This window comes from Nonomuraea sp. B12E4 (genome assembly GCF_039871825.1).
Lineage (GTDB): Bacteria > Actinomycetota > Actinomycetes > Streptosporangiales > Streptosporangiaceae > Nonomuraea.
Genome location: NZ_JBDPME010000009.1, coordinates 138,079 through 155,375, shown reverse-complemented (window position 1 = coordinate 155,375; position 17,297 = coordinate 138,079). Strand labels below are relative to the sequence as shown.

Annotated in this window: 13 protein-coding genes, 1 pseudogene and 1 riboswitch; of the genes and pseudogenes, 3 read left to right on the top strand and 11 right to left on the bottom strand. The window is 69.9% G+C overall.

Features of this window, described 5'->3' with window-relative positions; genetic code table 11:
* Positions 1–24: 24 nt before the first annotated feature.
* The 5 genes and pseudogenes from ABGB18_RS21885 to ABGB18_RS21865 form a co-directional block, all read right to left on the bottom strand.
* A complete protein-coding gene (locus ABGB18_RS21885; RefSeq protein WP_347697409.1) occupies positions 25–933 on the bottom strand; it encodes a hypothetical protein in 909 nt (302 codons plus the stop codon).
* A gap of 375 nt (positions 934–1,308) precedes the next feature.
* On the bottom strand, positions 1,309–1,809 hold the full coding sequence (locus ABGB18_RS21880; RefSeq protein WP_347697408.1) for a C40 family peptidase: 501 nt from the start codon (positions 1,807–1,809) through the stop codon (positions 1,309–1,311).
* 73 nt (positions 1,810–1,882) lie between these two features.
* Positions 1,883–2,048: riboswitch (cyclic di-AMP (ydaO/yuaA leader) on the bottom strand.
* A 541-nt stretch (positions 2,049–2,589) separates the two neighbouring features.
* Positions 2,590–3,564: a C40 family peptidase gene (locus tag ABGB18_RS21875; RefSeq protein ID WP_347697407.1), complete on the bottom strand. Its 975-nt coding sequence runs from the start codon at positions 3,562–3,564 to the stop codon at positions 2,590–2,592.
* Between the two features lie 95 nt (positions 3,565–3,659).
* Positions 3,660–4,931, bottom strand: a complete 1,272-nt coding sequence (locus ABGB18_RS21870) for an NYN domain-containing protein (protein ID WP_347697406.1) — start codon at positions 4,929–4,931, stop codon at positions 3,660–3,662.
* A gap of 784 nt (positions 4,932–5,715) precedes the next feature.
* Positions 5,716–5,922: pseudogene (locus ABGB18_RS21865) on the bottom strand (LuxR C-terminal-related transcriptional regulator); the annotation flags it as partial.
* Positions 5,923–6,118: 196 nt separating this feature from the next.
* On the opposite strand from ABGB18_RS21865, the gene ABGB18_RS21860 reads away from it, so the two are divergent.
* On the top strand, positions 6,119–6,574 hold the full coding sequence (locus ABGB18_RS21860; protein WP_347697405.1) for a PH domain-containing protein: 456 nt from the start codon (positions 6,119–6,121) through the stop codon (positions 6,572–6,574).
* 157 nt (positions 6,575–6,731) lie between these two features.
* Here the strand turns inward: ABGB18_RS21860 and ABGB18_RS21855 are convergent, their stop codons facing one another.
* The 3 genes from ABGB18_RS21855 to ABGB18_RS21845 form a co-directional block, all read right to left on the bottom strand.
* Positions 6,732–8,360 carry a hypothetical protein gene (locus ABGB18_RS21855; RefSeq protein ID WP_347697404.1) on the bottom strand — a complete coding sequence of 543 codons (1,629 nt, stop codon included), beginning with the start codon at positions 8,358–8,360 and terminating at the stop codon, positions 6,732–6,734.
* Positions 8,361–8,440: 80 nt separating this feature from the next.
* Positions 8,441–9,898: a serine/threonine-protein kinase gene (locus tag ABGB18_RS21850; RefSeq protein ID WP_347697403.1), complete on the bottom strand. Its 1,458-nt coding sequence runs from the start codon at positions 9,896–9,898 to the stop codon at positions 8,441–8,443.
* On the bottom strand, positions 9,888–11,390 hold the full coding sequence (locus tag ABGB18_RS21845; RefSeq protein WP_347697402.1) for a serine/threonine-protein kinase: 1,503 nt from the start codon (positions 11,388–11,390) through the stop codon (positions 9,888–9,890). The genes ABGB18_RS21850 and ABGB18_RS21845 overlap by 11 nt, the downstream gene beginning before the upstream one ends.
* Positions 11,391–11,465: 75 nt before the next feature.
* On the opposite strand from ABGB18_RS21845, the gene ABGB18_RS21840 reads away from it, so the two are divergent.
* Together ABGB18_RS21840 and ABGB18_RS21835 are read left to right on the top strand one after the other, a co-directional pair.
* A complete protein-coding gene (locus ABGB18_RS21840) occupies positions 11,466–13,193 on the top strand; it encodes a DEDD exonuclease domain-containing protein (protein WP_347697401.1) in 1,728 nt (575 codons plus the stop codon).
* Positions 13,194–13,210: 17 nt separating this feature from the next.
* A complete protein-coding gene (locus ABGB18_RS21835) occupies positions 13,211–13,498 on the top strand; it encodes an Lrp/AsnC ligand binding domain-containing protein (RefSeq protein ID WP_090930543.1) in 288 nt (95 codons plus the stop codon).
* 217 nt (positions 13,499–13,715) lie between these two features.
* On the opposite strand, the gene ABGB18_RS21830 is transcribed toward ABGB18_RS21835, so the two are convergent.
* From ABGB18_RS21830 to ABGB18_RS21820, 3 genes are read right to left on the bottom strand one after another with little or no spacing between them, the layout of a single operon-like run.
* Positions 13,716–15,377, bottom strand: coding sequence for a ubiquinol-cytochrome c reductase cytochrome b subunit (locus ABGB18_RS21830; protein ID WP_347697400.1), 1,662 nt, complete (start codon positions 15,375–15,377; stop codon positions 13,716–13,718).
* Positions 15,374–16,486, bottom strand: coding sequence for a Rieske 2Fe-2S domain-containing protein (locus ABGB18_RS21825; RefSeq protein ID WP_347697399.1), 1,113 nt, complete (start codon positions 16,484–16,486; stop codon positions 15,374–15,376). Before ABGB18_RS21825 ends, ABGB18_RS21830 begins: the two co-directional genes overlap by 4 nt.
* Complete coding sequence (locus tag ABGB18_RS21820) at positions 16,483–17,214, bottom strand: c-type cytochrome (RefSeq protein ID WP_347697398.1); 732 nt, start codon at positions 17,212–17,214, stop codon at positions 16,483–16,485. The genes ABGB18_RS21825 and ABGB18_RS21820 overlap by 4 nt, the downstream gene beginning before the upstream one ends.
* Between the last annotated feature and the right edge of the window lie 83 nt (positions 17,215–17,297).

Below are 17,297 nucleotides of genomic sequence, written 5' to 3'. Positions count from 1 at the left end.
CTGCCTCCCCCTAACGTGAGCTCTTCACGCGAGCCGGTCCCGCACGTAGTCGCGCCACCGTGCCGTCAGCGTGGCCGTGGAGAGCCCCAGCGAGGCGAGTGCCTCCTCGACGCCGGTCGCCCGGGCCGCGCGGTAGAGCCTCACCAGAGTCTCCTCACCGAACCGGTCAGCCAGGAACCGACACGCCAACCAAGCCTCTTGGTACGCCCGCGCAAGCCGTGCGGGGTCCCGCCCGTCCACCGCAAAAGCCGCGGGTCCGGGCAAGGCACTAGGCAGGCGCCCGGCCCGCACCTCGGCGGCGAGCTCGGCGGCCGCCGTCTTCACGGGAAGCCCGGCGTCACGGTAGCCCACGTAGTCGGCCAACCCCTCGTAGAGCCAGGTGGGCAGACCGTCGGTGCCCGCCACGACGTGCGTGAGCTCATGGGTGAGGACCACATCCTTGCCCGTGGAATTGAGCATGGCGAAGAACTCGGGCACGATGATCACCCGGCCGCCGTCCGCCACCGCGGCCAGCCCATCGACGTGCTCCACCCCGGCCAGCTCTGCGGCCTCACGTGCGGTCCGCGGAACGACCACCAGGGGAAGCACCGGCCCGCCGAGCACACTCGCCACCCGCCGCCCGGCCGCGTCGGCCCTGCGCGCCAACTCGTCGAGCGAACCGGGCGCGGCGCGGTGGCCGACGACCAGCGAGTGCTTCCCCCGGGACACGGTCATGCCGTCGGACCAGCGGGCACGCAACCCGGACGGAACGACGGGGACCGAAACCCCGCCGGGGACCGGGCTACGGGCGGGGCTGGAAGTGCCGGCGGGACTTGTGGCCGCCGTCCCGCTACCGGTGGAGGTCAAGGTGTCGGTGGGGACGCTGGCGGTGGTGATGAAGGCGAGGAGCAGTAGCCCGGTCGCCACGCCTGGTCGCCTCACCTGCACGGACACGCTGCCCGATCGTAGTCGGCCCGGACCATCGCCTGCGCCCTCTCCCGGTCGGTCCACTGCGCGTTGGTGCGTGGCTCCCTGTGTGGCTGTCGTGGGATAGGTACCCGAGAAGGCCGTAGGCGGCCCACATGTGGAAGCTTGAGGGGGCCCACACGTGGGAGCTCGGGCGGCCCACTGCTCGCCCGGTATTTCCGTGCGCCGTTACGGCGGGCCATGGGTGGCGGTCAGCGGGCGTCTCCCTGGACATGGCCGGCCACGTACGGCGGGTGGCGTGACGTCGGCTTGCCGTACAAGATCGTGTTTATGAACGTGCCGTACAAGATCGCGTTTATGAAAAACAGCGGCCCCCGCCCAAGCGACGGGCGGGGGCCTGCACTACATGCCGGGGCGGACCGCGCCGACGAACGACGACCTACGCCATCCGTCCAGTTTTTCGATGCGCACCCGTTCGCCCGTCCGCGGCGAATGGATCATTCTGCCCTTGCCGACGTACATGCCCACGTGGCCGAGCCCGCTGAAGAACAGCAGATCACCCGGCTGGAGATTCCGCCAAGAGATCTTGGTCCTGGTGCGGACGAACTGGCTGCTCGCCACGCGCGGGAGTTTCACTCCGGCCTTGCGCCAGGCGAACTGGACAAGACCGGAGCAGTCAAACGAACCAGGGCCTGTGCCTCCATAACGGTACGGGTCACCGATCTGGTTTTTGGCCACGGCGACGGCCTTGCGGGCCTTCGCTTTCTGACGGGCGACCCTGGCCGTGCTCGAGGTCGCGGCGGTTGAGGCCACCGCGGCCGTGGAGGTCCGGGCCGAATCGCTTGTCGTCTCCGCCTGAGCCGTCGGGGCATGGAGGACCAAACCTCCGGCCGTCACGGTCATCGTCAGCGCTACACCACTCAGGGCAAGGCGGGACAGACGGGGGTTTTGCAGGGAATCAGACAGGATTTCTCCTTGTGTCTTCCACGAATGCCTACCGGGTTAGCTGACGGATTCGGGCCTGGAAGTAGCCCTACGGCGCGATATGCGCGCCGATTCACCCCTGATCCCTTGGGGAATGTGGGATCGCTGGGTCCCCGGCTCCGTGCCTCCTGGCTGCACGGATTCGGCGGGTCGCCGCCCGACTTATGTGTCTGAATGGTGATATCGACGGCGACCAGCGGATCTTTATCTGTCTCACATCGGAGGGGACCGATGCCGGTTCGCGGCGACATGGCTTGTGCACCGCGACGACGCCAGAAGCTACGCCGAAAGGTCAAGGATCAGCAAAGCGACAGTCATGCTGTAAAGATCAAATAAAGGGGCCAGTAAAGGCAGAAGTCCCTGCTGGAGCCCCAAGCGCCGTTATCAAAAAGTGACCCTGCTCACACTTCTGAACACAGCGCCCTGTCAGGTGCCGATTGTCGCTTTTGTCACAGCTTTCACGCTTCTATCGCGAGCCCCACTCGTGGGAACGCTCCCGCGCGCAGCCGTACGCCCATCGGCGCGGCCGGATTCGGAATGGAGACCGGAGACCTACTATCCGACATAGTTGAAGAGGGCATGCCTGCGACACAACGCGACACGACAAGAGGACCTGGAGTAGCCCGAAAAGCGCCCCACCGCCGACCGAAACGACCTGCCGACAGGCTCCTCAGCCGGAAACCCGCACCAAGGCGGACGTTACGGGCGGACGGCGCCGACGATGGAGCGAGCGTTGCCGGAGAGCGGGACGACCTTGACCACGTCCCCGGTCTGCGGAGCGTGGACGATCTTCCCGTTCCCGGCGTAGATGCTGACGTGCCCCAGCCCTTCGCTGAAGATCAGGTCACCGGGCCGGAGAGAGCTGAGGGAAACCTTGCGGCTGGCCCCCCACGCCCACTGCTGCCACGTCGTACGGGGCAGCGACACCCCGGCCGCCCGCCAGGCCGCCTGGGTGAGCCCCGAGCAGTCGTAACCCCCCGGCCCCGTCCCGCCGAACACGTACGGCTTGCCCACCTGCGCGAACGCGAACCGCAGCACCGCTGCGGCGTTACCCGAGGCCGGCCCGGTGTACTGGATGCCGGTGCTGTTCGGGTTGCCCTGGTTGTAGGCGCCCAGCTTCTTCAGCAGCTTCTTCTGCTGGACGATCAGCTTGAGAACCTCCGAGCGCTCCTTCTCGACGGAGTCGCGCTCCTTGTCCGCCGACTGCAGCGCTTTCTGAGCCTTGTCCCGGTCGGCCTTCAGCCCGCGGTTGGCCCGGTCGAAGGCCGCCAGTTTCTGGGCCCGCTCCCGCGACAACTGCTCGGCCAGCGCCAGCCCCGCCAGTCGGTTCTGGGGGTCGGTCGTGCCGACCAGCCCCGGCCAGGAGGTGACGTCGTTGCCCATCGTGTAGGTCTCGACGGCCATGTTGATCACCTGAGCCCGCAGGTCCGCGACCGTCGCCAGCTTGCGCTTGTAGCTGTCGTTCAGCTCGGTGTAGGAGGTCTTGGCCTTCTTGTAGCGCTCATTGGCCGTGTTGAACCGGTCGACGACCTTGTCAGCCTGATGGTTGAGCTTGTCGAGCTTGGCCTTCGCCTGCCCGATCGTGGGCTTCGGGTCGGCCCCCGCGGGGCCCGTCGGCAACAGCACCAGGCCGATCGCGAGACCAGCGGCTACCGGCACCCGGCCAAAACTCACAGCGTCGCCTCCCAGGGATTATATCTGGGGCGAAATAGTACAGAAGTGGCCGGTGAGGTTGCCCTAAATCCAGCGAAAACTCAGCAACTCGTAACTTAGCCGCGGCCCAGTCTTCGCAGCAGCAAACCAGACGTAACGGGTCTGGCGCCCATCCGCCTGACGGACTCGGCGACCTCGCGGTCGGACGAGACCACGGCGATCGCCCGGCCGGGCGGCTCGGCGCGTACGAGCTGGCGGATCAGGTCGTCGGCGATCTCCCCCGGCGCGCTGAACAGCACCCGCACCCCCCGCGGCGCCACCACCTGCACCGGCGAGTTGAGCTCCGCGCCGTCGAACACCACGGTCACCTCGATCCTGGTCTGCGCCACCAGCCCGCCGAGCCCGGCCATCAACCGGTTGCGCTGGTCGGCGAGGGTGAGCGTGCCGTAGCCGGTCTTGGTGACGTTGTAGCCGTCGATGATCAGGTGCACCTGCGGCAGCGCCAGGAGCTGGTCGAGGAGTTGCGGGTCGTCGTCGGCCAGGGCACGGGCGGGCACGCCGCGCACGCCCGGGCGCTCGCCCGTGATCGCCGCGACCGAGTCGGCGGGCCGGCTGATCGTGCTGGGCAGGGCGAGCTCCCTGCGCAGCCCGGCGGAGGCGTCCTGCAGCGCGTCGAGCAGCACCCTGAGGCGTGCCTCCTCGATGCTCCTGCCCTCGCGGGCGGCCCGCCGCGAGGCCTCAAGCTGCTTCTCCACGTCGGCCAGCCGCTCGCGCAGCCGCCGCAGCTCCGCCTCGCCCGCGCTGCCCGCGGTCGAGGCGGCCAGCCTGGCCTCCTCCGCCGTCCGCTCCATCTCCTCGGCCCGGCGCATCGCGCTCTTGGCCCGCTCGCGGGCGTCGTGGAGCTTGCGGCGCAAGTCGGAGTTTTCCGCGCGGGCCGCCTTGATCTGCTCGCGCAGCCGGTCGGCGTCCTCCTTGGCGGTGTTCTTCTGGGTGGCGAGCTGCTCGCGCAGCCGGGCGACCACCTCCTCGCGCTCGGACCCCTCGGCGGCCACCGCCAGCTGCTCCAGGTCCGTACGGGCGGACTCGATCATCTCCGCCCACCCCGGCGGCCGGGTCAGATAGGCGGCCGCGGCCACCAGCACGGGATCGGCGGCGGGCGGGACGTTGCCGTCGGCCAGCGCCACGACCAGCTCCGGCCAGCCGGCCGCCACCGACTCGGCGACCAGCTCGCGGAACTTCTTGTCGTTCTCGAGCTGCGCGGCTATGGGCGCGCTGCCCAGCTTGGCCCTCTTGCGCGGATCGAACTTGGCGATCCCGCGCAGCGGCGGCGGGATGGAGGCAGCGGGCACCGACCCCAGAACCTGGGCCGCCAGATCGACGACATTCACCCGCACCTGCTCGGGAAGCGGGCGAGACAGGCCTTCACCCGCTGAACTCATCCCACTTGTCCCTTCGTGACATGCCCTTTCAGACAAGGGTACGGCTGCCGCGTACCTGACCGTAACGGCCACCTGAATATGGACAAGCGCTTGGTGGGGGTTGTACGACTGTCCCAGGACAGGTGTTCACCCTGGAGGCGGACCGTGACCGACCAGATGCGTACCTCCACCCGCGACCTGGAAAAACTTCGCCGGCAACTGGCCGGCTGGCTCGGCGACCGGCTCGGGGAGACCGCCACGGTGTCCGAAGTGTCCAGACCGTCGGAAAACGGTATGTCAAGCGAGACCCTGTTCTTCACCGCCACCTGGAGTCAGGGCACAACGCGCTGCGTAGCCAGGCTGGCACCTGCGGTAGAAGCCGTTCCCGTCTTTCCCGCCTACGATCTGCGGGCCCAGTTCGCGATCATGCTACTGGCCAGGGAAAAAGCTGGGATCCCAGCGCCGCGGGCCCTCTGGTTCGAGCCCGAACCCGGACCGCTCGGCACGCCGTTCTTCGTCATGGAACGCGCGGACGGTGACGTGCCGCCGTACACGTTCGGGGGCTGGCTGCACGACGCCGCCCCGGCGGACCGGCGCAGGCTGCAGGAGGCGAGCGTGGCGCCTCCGCCACGGCCTCATCATGGCCAGGATCTGGCAGCGCAGGATCCACTTCGGCGAGCAGCCCAGCCCCGCCGACCCCGACGGCCTGGTGCTGCACCGGGCCACCATCGAGGAGCTGCCGGCCCGCTGACCGTCACTCCCCGGCGTCGTAGACCAGCAGCGCGACCTGCACCCGGTTGTTGAGGTCCAGCTTGGTCAGGATGCGCGACACGTGCGCCTTGACCGTCGGCACGCTCATGTAGAGCTCCCGCCCGATCTCGGCGTTCGACCTGCCCCGCCCCACGGCCAGCGCCACCTCCCGCTCGCGCTCGCTGAGCCGCCCGAGCAGCCCGCGCGCCCTGGCCGGGCGCCTCGCCGCCGACATCGCCGGCACGAACGCCCCGGCCCTGACCGGCCGGCCTGGCCCCACCCCGCCGCCGAACCACCCCACCAGGCCCGGCCTCTCCACGAGCGCCACCGTCCCGGTCGGGTCCGAGCTGGTCGGGTCCGAGCTGGTCGGGTCCGAGCTGGTCGGGTCCGAGCTGGTCGAGCACCCGGTGGCAGCGCGGCGCAGGCGGGTCGTGCGGGCGGTGGTGACGGCGGCGGTGCTGGCCGCGGGAGCGGGGACGGCCGCCTGGCTGCTGCCGGGACCGTGGCGGGCCTGGGTGTGGCTGGTGCCCGCGCTGGCCCTGGCGGCCGGGCTCCGGCTCGCCGTGTCGAGCGCCGGGAGCCTCGGGCACGCGCTCGGCGACCGGCACCTGATCTCCAGGAGCGGCGCGATCGTACGCCACACCGTTGCGCTCGACCGCGGGGGCATCTCCGGCTGGACGATCAGAGAGTCGTTCTTCCAGCGGCGTTCCGGCCTGCTGACCGTCTCGGCCACCACCGCCGCCGGCAAGGGCAGCTACGACGTGGTGGACGTGGGCCGCGGCGACGGGCTGGAGCTGGCCGCGCACGCCGTACCCGGCCTGCTGGAGCCCTTTCTGGTGCGGCAAAAGCAAAGAGCCGCGTGATCCCCGCTGCTTGCCCATGCCCCTGTACTGGACAAACACGATCTCGCGGCTCAACTGCTTGCTGAGATAACCGTATTTGTCCCACTTGCAGCCGGGTTGCAGCCTCTTTAACCCCGCATGCGAATCCCCTGTCAGGGCCGGCGATCCGCATCCCGCACTAGCTGCCCACCGGCTGCGCGTCCAGCTCCGCCAGGTACGCCCGGGCCAGGTTGAGCACACCGGCCACCGCTTCCTTCTCGGTCATGAACTCGACCTTGGGCGAGTTGGTCGGCTCGTCCTTGGGCCGCTGGTGCCCCGAGTAGTCGACCCTGATGACCAGCGACCCCTTGGATATGATCACCGTGGCGCTGGAGGCCGACACCTCGCCGTTCCTGGTCTGCACGAACTGCCGGTACGCCTCGTCGCCCAGCCCGTCGGCGTCGATCAGCTTGCCCCAGGTGATGCCGCCCATCGAGGAGTTCTCGGTGTTCTTGGCGCTGCCCTTGCCGCTGACGTAGTACGCCTTGGCCGCGGGCGCGTCAGGCTCCCCCGCCCGGTTGGAGAAGCGGTGCACGGTGATCAGCGCGCTGCGGATCTTCGTCTTCCCCGGCCCGCCGGGCAGCTCCCGGTTGAGCCAGCGGCACTCGGTCTGCTTGTCGCCGCCGTCCTCGACGCCGCGCGCGCGGGTGGTCGCCTCGGGCACGAGCCGGGTGGCCGTCTCTCCGATGGCCGTGCACTCCGCCGGGAACGCGGCCAGGACCGTCGGCGAGGGCGTCGCCTTGACGGTCGGCGTGGAGGGGGGCCGCGACTGCTCCGCCTTGGCCAGCACGTTGGGGTTCGCGGTCTGCCAGGCGGCCACTCCCTTGGCGAAATACCCGATCAGGGTGGAGACCTCGCGGATCGCGTTCGCCTCCGTGATGGACTGCGTGGTGTCGTTGGACAGGATCGCCGCGTCCTTGCGCTGCTGGCTCGCCTGGTATTTGACCTCGATCGTCATGTCGCCCACCCGGGCGAACGCCTGGCCGTAGGAATACCACAGCAGGTTCCCGTCGCGGCTCCAGGTGTATTGCGCGAACGCGCTGTCGCCCACGCCCTGCAGGTCCTTGACCGGGGAGACGTACCGCTTCTCGTCGGGTTCCATCGACGGCGTGGCGGTGGCGCCGTACTTGCCGCCGCGGTAGTCCACCTCGTACGAGTTCTGGGCCATGGACCGGCCGGTCTTGACCCCCTCGCCCTTCCACTGGTCGATCCTGACGCCGATCTCCCTGGAGCGCCAGAACTCGCCGTACGAGATGCGCTGGTTCTGCCAGTTGCAGGTGAAGGAGATCGTGTAGTCGCCGTCGTCCCGGGAGGAGCGGCCCACGGTGGCTTCGGGCACCAGCCGGTCGACCTCGTCCTTGGGCAGCATGGCGCACACGTCGGGGGCCTTCGCCGCGGTGGCCGCGGGCCGGGAGGATTCGGGCCGTTGCCCGGACGGCGTGTCGCGGGACACCTTCTCGTAGACGAGGAAGGCGCCGACGCCGCCCGCCGCGACCAGCACGACCAGCGCGGCGGCCAGCGTGGGCAGCAGCCAGGCCGGGCGCCGGGGCGCCTGGGCCGGCCAGGGCGGCACACCCTGCGGCATCGTCGGGGGCATGTTCGGCGGCGCGCCCTGCGGCACATTCCACGGTGCGCCCGGCGGGGCATTCCGTGGCGCACCCTGCGGCATGTTCGGCGGCGCACCCTGCGGCATGTTCGGTGGCTCGAACCGCCCGCCCGGCACCTGGTCGGGGGTGGGAGGCGGCTGGTACTCGCTACCGGGATTCACGGAGACTCCTGGGGTTGCCCTGACTTGCGGGGAAGGGATGCTAGTGGCATCTCTTGCAAGGTGCTTGCACCCCGCGACGATCATTTCGACAGCGCCGCGGAGACCAGCCGGGCGGCGGCGACGGCCGTCTGCTGATCCGCCGGGGCGGCGGCCGGCACGTCCTCACGATGCCAGATCACTTCGTTGAGCAGATTACTCGTCCGGAAAAGCAGTGTGCTGTCTGAAGAGCCGCTTTCGCTGCTGTTGAGGTAGAAGCGAAAGGAGTTCTGGACGATCGCCGTCTCGCCGACTCCGGTGACGTCCTTCACCTGGCCGTGGGCGGAGCGCAGGATCTCGCCCTTGGACGCGCTGCGACTGCTCCGCTCACTGGCGAAGCGCCGCTGCGCCACCTCGGGGCCGTCGAGGTCGCCGGTGGGCTTCTCCGCCCAGGTGCGGACGATGATACGGCGGCCGTTGTCCGAGCTCTCGATCAGCCACTGGCACTCGCCCGGCCTGGTCAGGCTGCGTCTCGGGGTGCCCTTCATCAGCTCGGCGACCTGGGCGTCGCTGAGGAGCTTGCACGGGTCGGGCGCCTGGACGAACTTCCCGGGGTAGGGGTCACCGGTAAGCGCGGCGGCCGCGTACCAGCCGCCCGCTCCCACCGCCAGGACGGCGGCGAGCCCGGCGGCCAGCAGCCGGCCCCGGCCGCCACGGTGGGGGCGGGGCGGCCCGGCCGGGCCGGTGGACGGACCGGTCATGGCGCTCAGCGCCTGGCGGACCTGTGCCGCCGTGGGGCGGGCCGCGGGGTTCTTCGCGAGCATGGCCATCAGCAGGCCGCCGAGATCGCGGCCCGCCCTGGCCGGGAACGGCGGCTCGTGCAGCAGCACCGCCGCCGCCACCGCGGCGGGCAGGTCACGCTCGAACGGCGCGCGGCCCTCCACGGCGGTGTAGAGGCCGGCGCCCAGCGACCACAGGTCGGACTCCGGTCCCGAGGGCTGCTCGTTGAGCCGCTCGGGGGCCATGTAGCCGAGTGAGCCCCCGCCGCCGAACCTGGCGCCGTGCCCGCCCATGGAGACCGCGATGCCGAAGTCGGTGAGCATGGCCGAGCCGTCGTGGTCGAGCAGGATGTTGGCCGGCTTGACGTCCTGGTGCAGCATGCCGTGCGCGTGGGCGACCTCCAGCGCCGACAACACGCGCAGCCCGACCGCGGCCACGAACGCCGGGTGCAGCGGCCCCTGCTCCTTGATCACCTTGTCGAGCGAGCGGCCGGTGACCAGGTCCATGATGATCCACGGCTGGGCGCCCTCGAGGACGACGTCGTGCACGAGCACGATGGCCGGGTCGCGCAGCCGGCCGGCGGACCTGGCCTCGTGGATGGCCCGGTCGGTGAATTCGGCCCGCTCACGCGGGCTCAGCCCCTCCGGCACGCGCACCTGCTTGACCGCCACCTGCCGGTCGAGCAGTTCGTCGATCGACCGCCACACCGTGCCCGCGCCGCCCTGCCCGAGGCGCTCGATCAACCGGTAACGGCCCGCCAGCAGGTAGAGGTCACCCGGCATCGCGTAACATCCGTTCGCTCGTCTGTGCCACTCTCAGCGCCGACTGCTTGATGTCCTCATCGGTCGGTCTGTCGGCGATGGTGGCGAACTCGGCGGACACCACCAGGTTGGCCAGCCGGTAGTAGACGTAGGCGGTGACGATCCGGCCCGTGGGGCCCTTGAGCTCGAAGGCGAACGCCTCCTCCCCGACACCGTTGACCTGACGCAGTGGGGTGCGCTCGACCTTCAGCTCCTGCTTGACGCCGATCTCGGGCCAGGTCCACTGGAGCTCGTCGTACCTCTCCCAGAAGCGCTTCTGGTTCTGGAACAGCGTGCGGGCCGACGCCGTGGTCATCGACCACGGGTCGACGGTGTCGGAGTCCTTCTGCACCTGCAGGCCGACGCCGGTCTCGGAGATCGGCCAGCCGCACGTGGGGCCCTTCTCGTCGGCGCTCGGCTGTGCCTTGGGCGGCTTCTGGGTGCGCAGCAGCCCGCCGAGGTCCTGCGCGGGCATCAGCGTGCACACGTCCATGGGCGCGGTGAAGGCCACCGGTGTCCCGCTTGCCCGCTCGCTCAGAACGACGTAGCCCCCGGTGCCGGCCGCGACGACGGCCACCGCCCCGGCGGCGATCCAGAGCGCGAGCCGGCCGGGCCGCCTGATCTTGCTGGGTACGGTCGCGTCCTGGTTGACCGTCAACCGCGGGGCCTGGCCACCCGCGGCGACCTGCCGGAGCGCCTCGACGACCAGGCGCGGGTCGGGGCGGGCGGAGGGGTGCTGCGCCATCATGGCCGACACGACCGGCCCGAGCGGCCCCGGCAGGGCCGGGGCCGGCTGGGTCAGCGTGGCCCTCACCCGCTGGGCCGCCGACCCGTCGTAGGCGGGGACGCCGGTCAGCGCGACGTGGAGGGTGGCGCCGAGCGACCACAGGTCGCTGGCCGGGCCGCCGGGCTGGCCCTCCAGCCGCTCCGGCGCGATGAACCCGGGCGAGCCGATCATCAGGCCCTGCTCGGTGAGCGTGGCCTGGCCCTCCTGCCTGGCGATGCCGAAGTCGGTGAGCACGACCCGGCCGCTGTCGGTCAGGAACACGTTGCCCGGCTTGACGTCCCGGTGCTGCATGCCCTGGGCGTGTGCGGCGATCAGCGCCTCCAGCACGTCGGCGCCGATCCGCGCGGCATAATCAGCCGGCATGGGTCCGAACTGGGCCACCGTCTCGGCCAGCGTGCGGCCCCGCAGCAGCTCCATGACCAGCCACGGCCGGTCGTACTCGACCAGGACGTCGTGCAGGGCCACGATGCCGGGATGCCGCAGCCGCGCCGTGGCCTGCGCCTCGCGCACCGCCCTGGTCACCGAGTCGGCCCGCTCCTTGGGGGACATGCCCTCGGCAAGCGTGAGCTCCTTGACCGCGACCTCGCGAACGAGCATCTCATCCCTGGCCAGCCACACTTTTCCCATGCCGCCTGCGCCCAGGGGGCGGAGCAGGGAGTAGCGGCCGGCAAGTCTTCCCGCGGACATAAAGGGAAGGGTAACTAAGGATCAAGAGGGATGGTTATTCGTTCCTGTCGGTCGCCGACTCTATGGTCTTGGTTCGTGGACCCGGTTCAAGGCACTCTCGACGAGCTCGGCACCCCGCTGAGCGAAGTCACGTTCGTCGTGTTCGACCTCGAGACGACCGGCGGCGCCCCCGCCGACGACGCGATCACCGAGATCGGCGCGGTCAAGGTGCGCGCGGGCGAGGTGCTCGGGGAGTTCTCCACGCTCGTGGACCCCGGGGGGCCGATACCGCCGTTCATCTCCGTGCTGACCGGCATCACCGACGCCATGGTCGTGGCCGCGCCGCGGATCGAGGCGGTGCTGCCGAGCTTCCTGGAGTTCATCCGCGGGGCGACCCTGGTGGCCCACAACGCCGGGTTCGACACCCGTTTCGTCAAGGCCGCCTGCGCCGCCCACGGCTATCCCCCGCCGGCCAACCCGGTCGTCGACACCGTCGACCTGGCCCGCCGGGTGCTGACCCGCGACGAGACGCCCAACGCCAAGCTCGGCACGCTGGCCAGGTTCTTCCGCAGTCCCGTCGAGCCGTGCCACCGCGCCCTGCAGGACGCCAGGGCCACCGTGGACGTGCTGCACGGGCTGATCGAGCGGGCCGGCTCGTTCCAGGTGCACACGCTGGAGGAGCTCAAGTCGTTCGTCCGCGCGCCCACGCCGGAGCAGCAGCGCAAGCGCCACCTGGCCGACGCCGTCCCGCACGCGCCGGGGGTCTACCTGTTCGAGGACTCGCGCGGCGAGGCGCTCTACATCGGCAAGAGCACCAACCTGCGCAACCGGGTCCGCTCCTACTTCACCGCCGCCGAGACCCGCCCCCGCATCCGCGAGATGATCGGCATCGCCGAGCGGGTGCGCCACATCGTCTGCTCGACCGCCCTGGAGGCGGAGATCAGGGAGCTGCGCCTGATCGGCGGGGCCAAGCCCCGTTACAACCGCCGCTCCCGCTTCCCGGAGAAGGTCGTCTGGCTCAAGCTCACCATCGAGCCGTTCCCGCGTCTGTCGATCGTCCGCGAGGTCAAGGACGACGGCGCCACCTACCTCGGCCCGTTCAGCAACGCGCGGCTGGCCGACGAGGCCCGCATCGCGCTGCACGAGGCCGTCCCGCTGCGCCAGTGCACCCAGCCGATCACGTTGCGCACCCGGCGGGCGGCCTGCGTGCTGCACGAGATGGGCCGCTGTGGGGCGCCCTGCGCGGGCGGGGAGAGCCAGGAGGAATACGCGGTCCACGTGGAGAGCGCCCGGCGCGCGATGACGCTCGATGCCTCCATGGTCTTCAGCGCCGTGTCGGCCCGCATGGAGCGCCTGTCGGTGGAGCAGCGTTACGAGGAGGCCTCCGTCGACCGCGACCGGCTGGCCGCGTTCGTCCGGGCGGCGGCCCGCATGCAGCGGCTGACCGCCATCACGCGCATCCCGCAACTCGTGGCCGCCAGCCCGACGTTCGACGGCGGCTGGGACATCCACGTGGTCCGCTACGGGCGGCTCGCGGGAGCCGGGGTCATGCGGCGGGGCACCCACCCTGCCCCCTTCGTGGCCTCCCTGACCGCCACGGCCGAGGCCGTCATCCCCGGCCCCGGTCCCGTCCACGCCGCCAGCGCCGAGGAGACCGAGTGCATCCTGCGCTGGCTGGAGTCCCCCGGGGTGCGGCTGGTGGAGGTGGACGGCCAGTGGAGCCTGCCCGCCCGCGGCGCGGGCCGCCACAAGGCCCGCATCGATCTGGCCTACCGGCACCTCGAACAGCGGCGTGGGCGGGAGGAAGGACGACCTTTGAGGTGACCCGATACAGTTGGTCCATGGTCACGGCTATCGTCCACATTAATGCAGAGGTAGACCGGATCCCGGAGGTCGCCCAGACGATCGCCGAGATCGACGGGGTCAGCGAGGTTTACTCCATCACCGGCGAATACGACCTGATGGCCATGGTCCGGGTCGCCGCCTACGAGGAGATCGCCGAGGTGGTTCCCGGGCGGATCAACAAGGTGGCCGGGGTGCTGCACACGGAGACGCACATCGCCTTCCGCGCCTACTCCAGGCACGACCTCGACGCCGCCTTCTCCATCGGCTTCCCCGAAGCCGACTGACCGCCGGCCGGAGCCCAGGACCCGGCCACCACCAGGCACCGCTCCGCACTACAGCGCGAACGCCACCAGGCGTGGCTCAGCGCAGAAGCTCAGATCCCCAAGGGCACGCCCAGCTCGTGTGCCGTGGAAGGACCGCCAGGGATGCGGCGGCGGGGCCGACACGCCGACGGGCCCGCCCGGAAGGTTCCGGGCGGGCCCGTGCGGTGTGGCGATGGGGTCAGTGGGTGAGGCTGCGGTCGTCGTTGCCGCCCGACCCGATGGCGGCGTGCTCCTCGTCGTGCCCATGCCCGTGTCCGTCGTCCAGCGGGATCTTCTCCCCGCCGTACGCCTTCGACATGCGGGCGCGCAGCTTGCCGAGCGGCCCGCGCATCCCCTTGGGCAGGATGCCCGCGCCGTCCTCGGCCACCGGCAGCATCAGCACCGGCTCCTTGCCACGCATGTGAGCCTCGATGTCCTCCGCCACCGGCGTGTGCACCTCGATGAACTCACCGTGCGGCAGCCGCTTGATCACCCCGGACTCGACCCCGTGCCCGATGACCGCCTGGTCCGAGCGCTGCAGGCCGAGGCACATGCGGTAAGTGATCATGTAGGCCAGCGCCGGCAACACGAAGACCAGCACCCGGCCGCTGTAGGTCGTCCAGTTGAGGCTGATGTGGAAGTTCGCCGAGATCTCGTCGTTGGCGCCGAGCAGCCACAACACGCCGTAGAACGTGATGGCCGACATGCCGATCGAGGTCCGGTGCGGGTTGTTGCGCGGCCGGTCCGCGATGTGGTGCTCGCGGTGGTCGCCCGTCACCCAGCGTTCCAGGAACGGATAGAGCGCCAACCCGGTCATGATGATGCCCATCGGCACCAACGCCGGGATGATGACGCTCAGTGGCAGCGTGCCGGCATGGGCGGTGCCGAAGAGGTTGATCTCCCACGGCACCATGATGCGTAGCGCGCCTTCGAGGAAGCCCATGTAGAAGTCCGGCTGCGAACCGGCCGACACGTCGGCGGGTGTGTAGGGCCCGAACAACCAGATCGGGTTGATCTGGGTGAACGTCGCCAGCCCCGCCACCACGGCGAGCGTGAACAGGAAGTACGCGCCGGCCTTGAGCATGAAGGCCGGGTAGAACGGCGCGCCCACCACGTTCTTGTTGTCCCGCCCCTTGCCGGGCATCTGGGTGTGCTTCTGCACCCACATGAGCACCATGTGCGCCGAGATCAGCGCCAGCAGGATGCCCGGGATCAGCAGGATGTGCAGCGAGTAGAACCGGGAGATGACATCCTCACCCGGATATTCCCCGCCGAACAAGAAGAACGTGATGTACGTACCGACCAGCGGCAGCGAGATCGCCACACCCTCGGTGATCCGCAGACCGGCACCGGACAGCAGGTCGTCCGGCAGCGAGTAGCCGGTCAGACCCTCGGCCAGCGCCAGCGTCAGCAGCAGCACGCCGATGATCCAGTTGAGCTCGCGCGGCTTGCGGTATGCGCCGGTGAAGAACACCCGCAGCATGTGGACCATCATGCCGGCCACGAACAGCAGGGCCGCCCAGTGGTGCATCTGCCGGATCAGCAGGCCACCGCGGACGTCGAAGCTGATCTCCAGCGACGACGCGTAGGCCTGCGACATCATCACGCCCTTGAGCGGCGCGTAGGAGCCGTCGTAGGCGATCTCCATCATGCTGGGCTTGAACCAGAACGTCAGGAACGTACCGGTCAGCAGCAGGATGACGAACGAGTAGAGCGCGATCTCACCCAGCAGGAAGGACCAGTGGTCGGGGAAGATCTTGCGCAGGTTGCGCTTGAGGAAGTTGGCTCCGCCGAGCCGCTCGTCGAGGAAGGTCGCCGGACCCTCGACGGCCTTGGGGACGGTCTTCAGGTCGTCGCTCATGCCTGCCCTCCCTTCGCCCTGGCCTCGGCCTCGGCGTCACCGCGCTCCCAGTAGCTGGGGCCGGGCGGCACTTCGAAGTCTCCCTGGGCGATGAGGTATCCCTCCTGGTCAACCGTGATCGGCAGCTGCGGCAGCGGCCGCGCGGCCGGGCCGAAGATGACCTTCGCACCGTCGGCGGCGTCGAACGTCGACTGGTGGCACGGGCACAGGATGTGGTGAGTGTTCTGCTCGTACAGGGCCGCCGGACAGCCCACGTGGGTGCAGATCTTGGAGTACGCCACGATGCCGTCGTGCGTCCAGTTCTGCCGTACGCCGCTCTTGAGCTCCTCCGGCCGGAACTTGATCAGGATCAGCGTGGCCTTGGCCAGGGCGTTGAGGTCGTGCTCGTAGCCCTCGGGGACGACCGACAGGATGCCGCCGGGCGAGTTGAAGTCGGCGGCGCGGATCGGCTGCCCCGTGCCCTCGACCACGAGCCTGAGCGGCTTGCCCTCCTTGGTCTTCGTGCCCCAGACCGTGTGCCGCAGCATCTTGTTGAACTGGGCGCCGGGCATCTTGCTGTTGTCGAGGTCACGCAGCAGCACCAGCGGCACGAGGCCGAGCGGCGCGGTGGCCAGCAGCAGCGTACGGCGCAGCATCTTGCGCTTGAGGAAGCCGCTCTCGTTGGCGCCCCGCACGAACGTGTCGGCCACGTATTCGCGGTCGTCCTCGGCGGAGGCCATCGGGTGGCGCTCCTGGACCAGGGAGTATTTCGGCATGATCTGGCGGACCCAGATCACGATGCCGACCGCCAGCCCCAGGACGGCGACCGTCAGCGAGGTGCCCAGCGCGAAGTTCGACACCCCGGTCGCCTCGGGGCTGCCGACCTGGAACACCACGTAGGAGATGATGAACGCGATGGCGGCCAGGAAGGTGACCATGAAGCAGAGCGCCACGATCCTCTCGGCCTTACGGGCCTTGGCCTCGTCCGGCAGTATGACCCCGGGGATCTCCTGGTCGGCCTCCGCCACTTCCGCGGTGCCGAGCATCGAGGTGCCAGGCGGGGGGGTGCCGATGACACGCTTGGGTATGCGCTCTTCCGGCTGCTCGATCTCGTGCTCGTTGTCTGTCATGACTTCTGTCGCTTCTTCGCGGTGATCCAGATGGCGGCGAGTGCGAGGGCGCTGAGCCCCACTATCCACGCTACGAGACCTTCGGTGACGGGGCCAATCCTGCCCAGCCCGAAACCGCCGGGGTCCTTCTGCTCGCGAACCTGGGTGATGTACGCGATCATGCTGCGCTTCTCTTCAGGCGTGATCGTCGTGTCGTTGAAGACCGGCATCGCCTGCGGGCCCGTGACCATCGCCTCGTAGATCTGCTGCGGGGTCGCCTGGTTCAGGTTGGGCGCGTATTTGCCCTGCGTCAGCGCACCGCCGGCGCCGACCCAGTTGTGGCACTGGATGCAGTTGGCCCGGAAGAGCTCGCCGCCCTTGCCGGCGTCGCCGAGCTTGGGGTCGACCTGTTCGGCGGCCGGCACCTGCGGGCCGCCGCCGAGCGACTGCACGTAGGCGGCGATCTGGCGGGTCGTGTCCTCGTTGACCCAGCCGGCCGGGGGCTTGCGCGGCGCCTGCGGCCCGGGGGCGGCGGCGGGCATGCGTCCGGTGCTCATCTGGAAGTCGACGGCGGCGGCGCCGGCGCCGATGAGCGTGGGAGCGGACGTGGTGCCCTGCGCGTTCATGCCGTGGCAGCTCGCGCAGTGCTGGACGAACAGGCTCTTGCCCTCGGCCACGTCATCGACCTTGCCGGCCGCCATCGCCGCGTCGGCGGGCTTCCCCGCCTGGGCAAAGGCGGTGTATACCATCCCGACCAGCGCCAACGCCAAAATCAGGACGGCATATCTCGCGAGGGGATGCCGCCGCCAAGCGGTGATCCTAGTCACAGAGA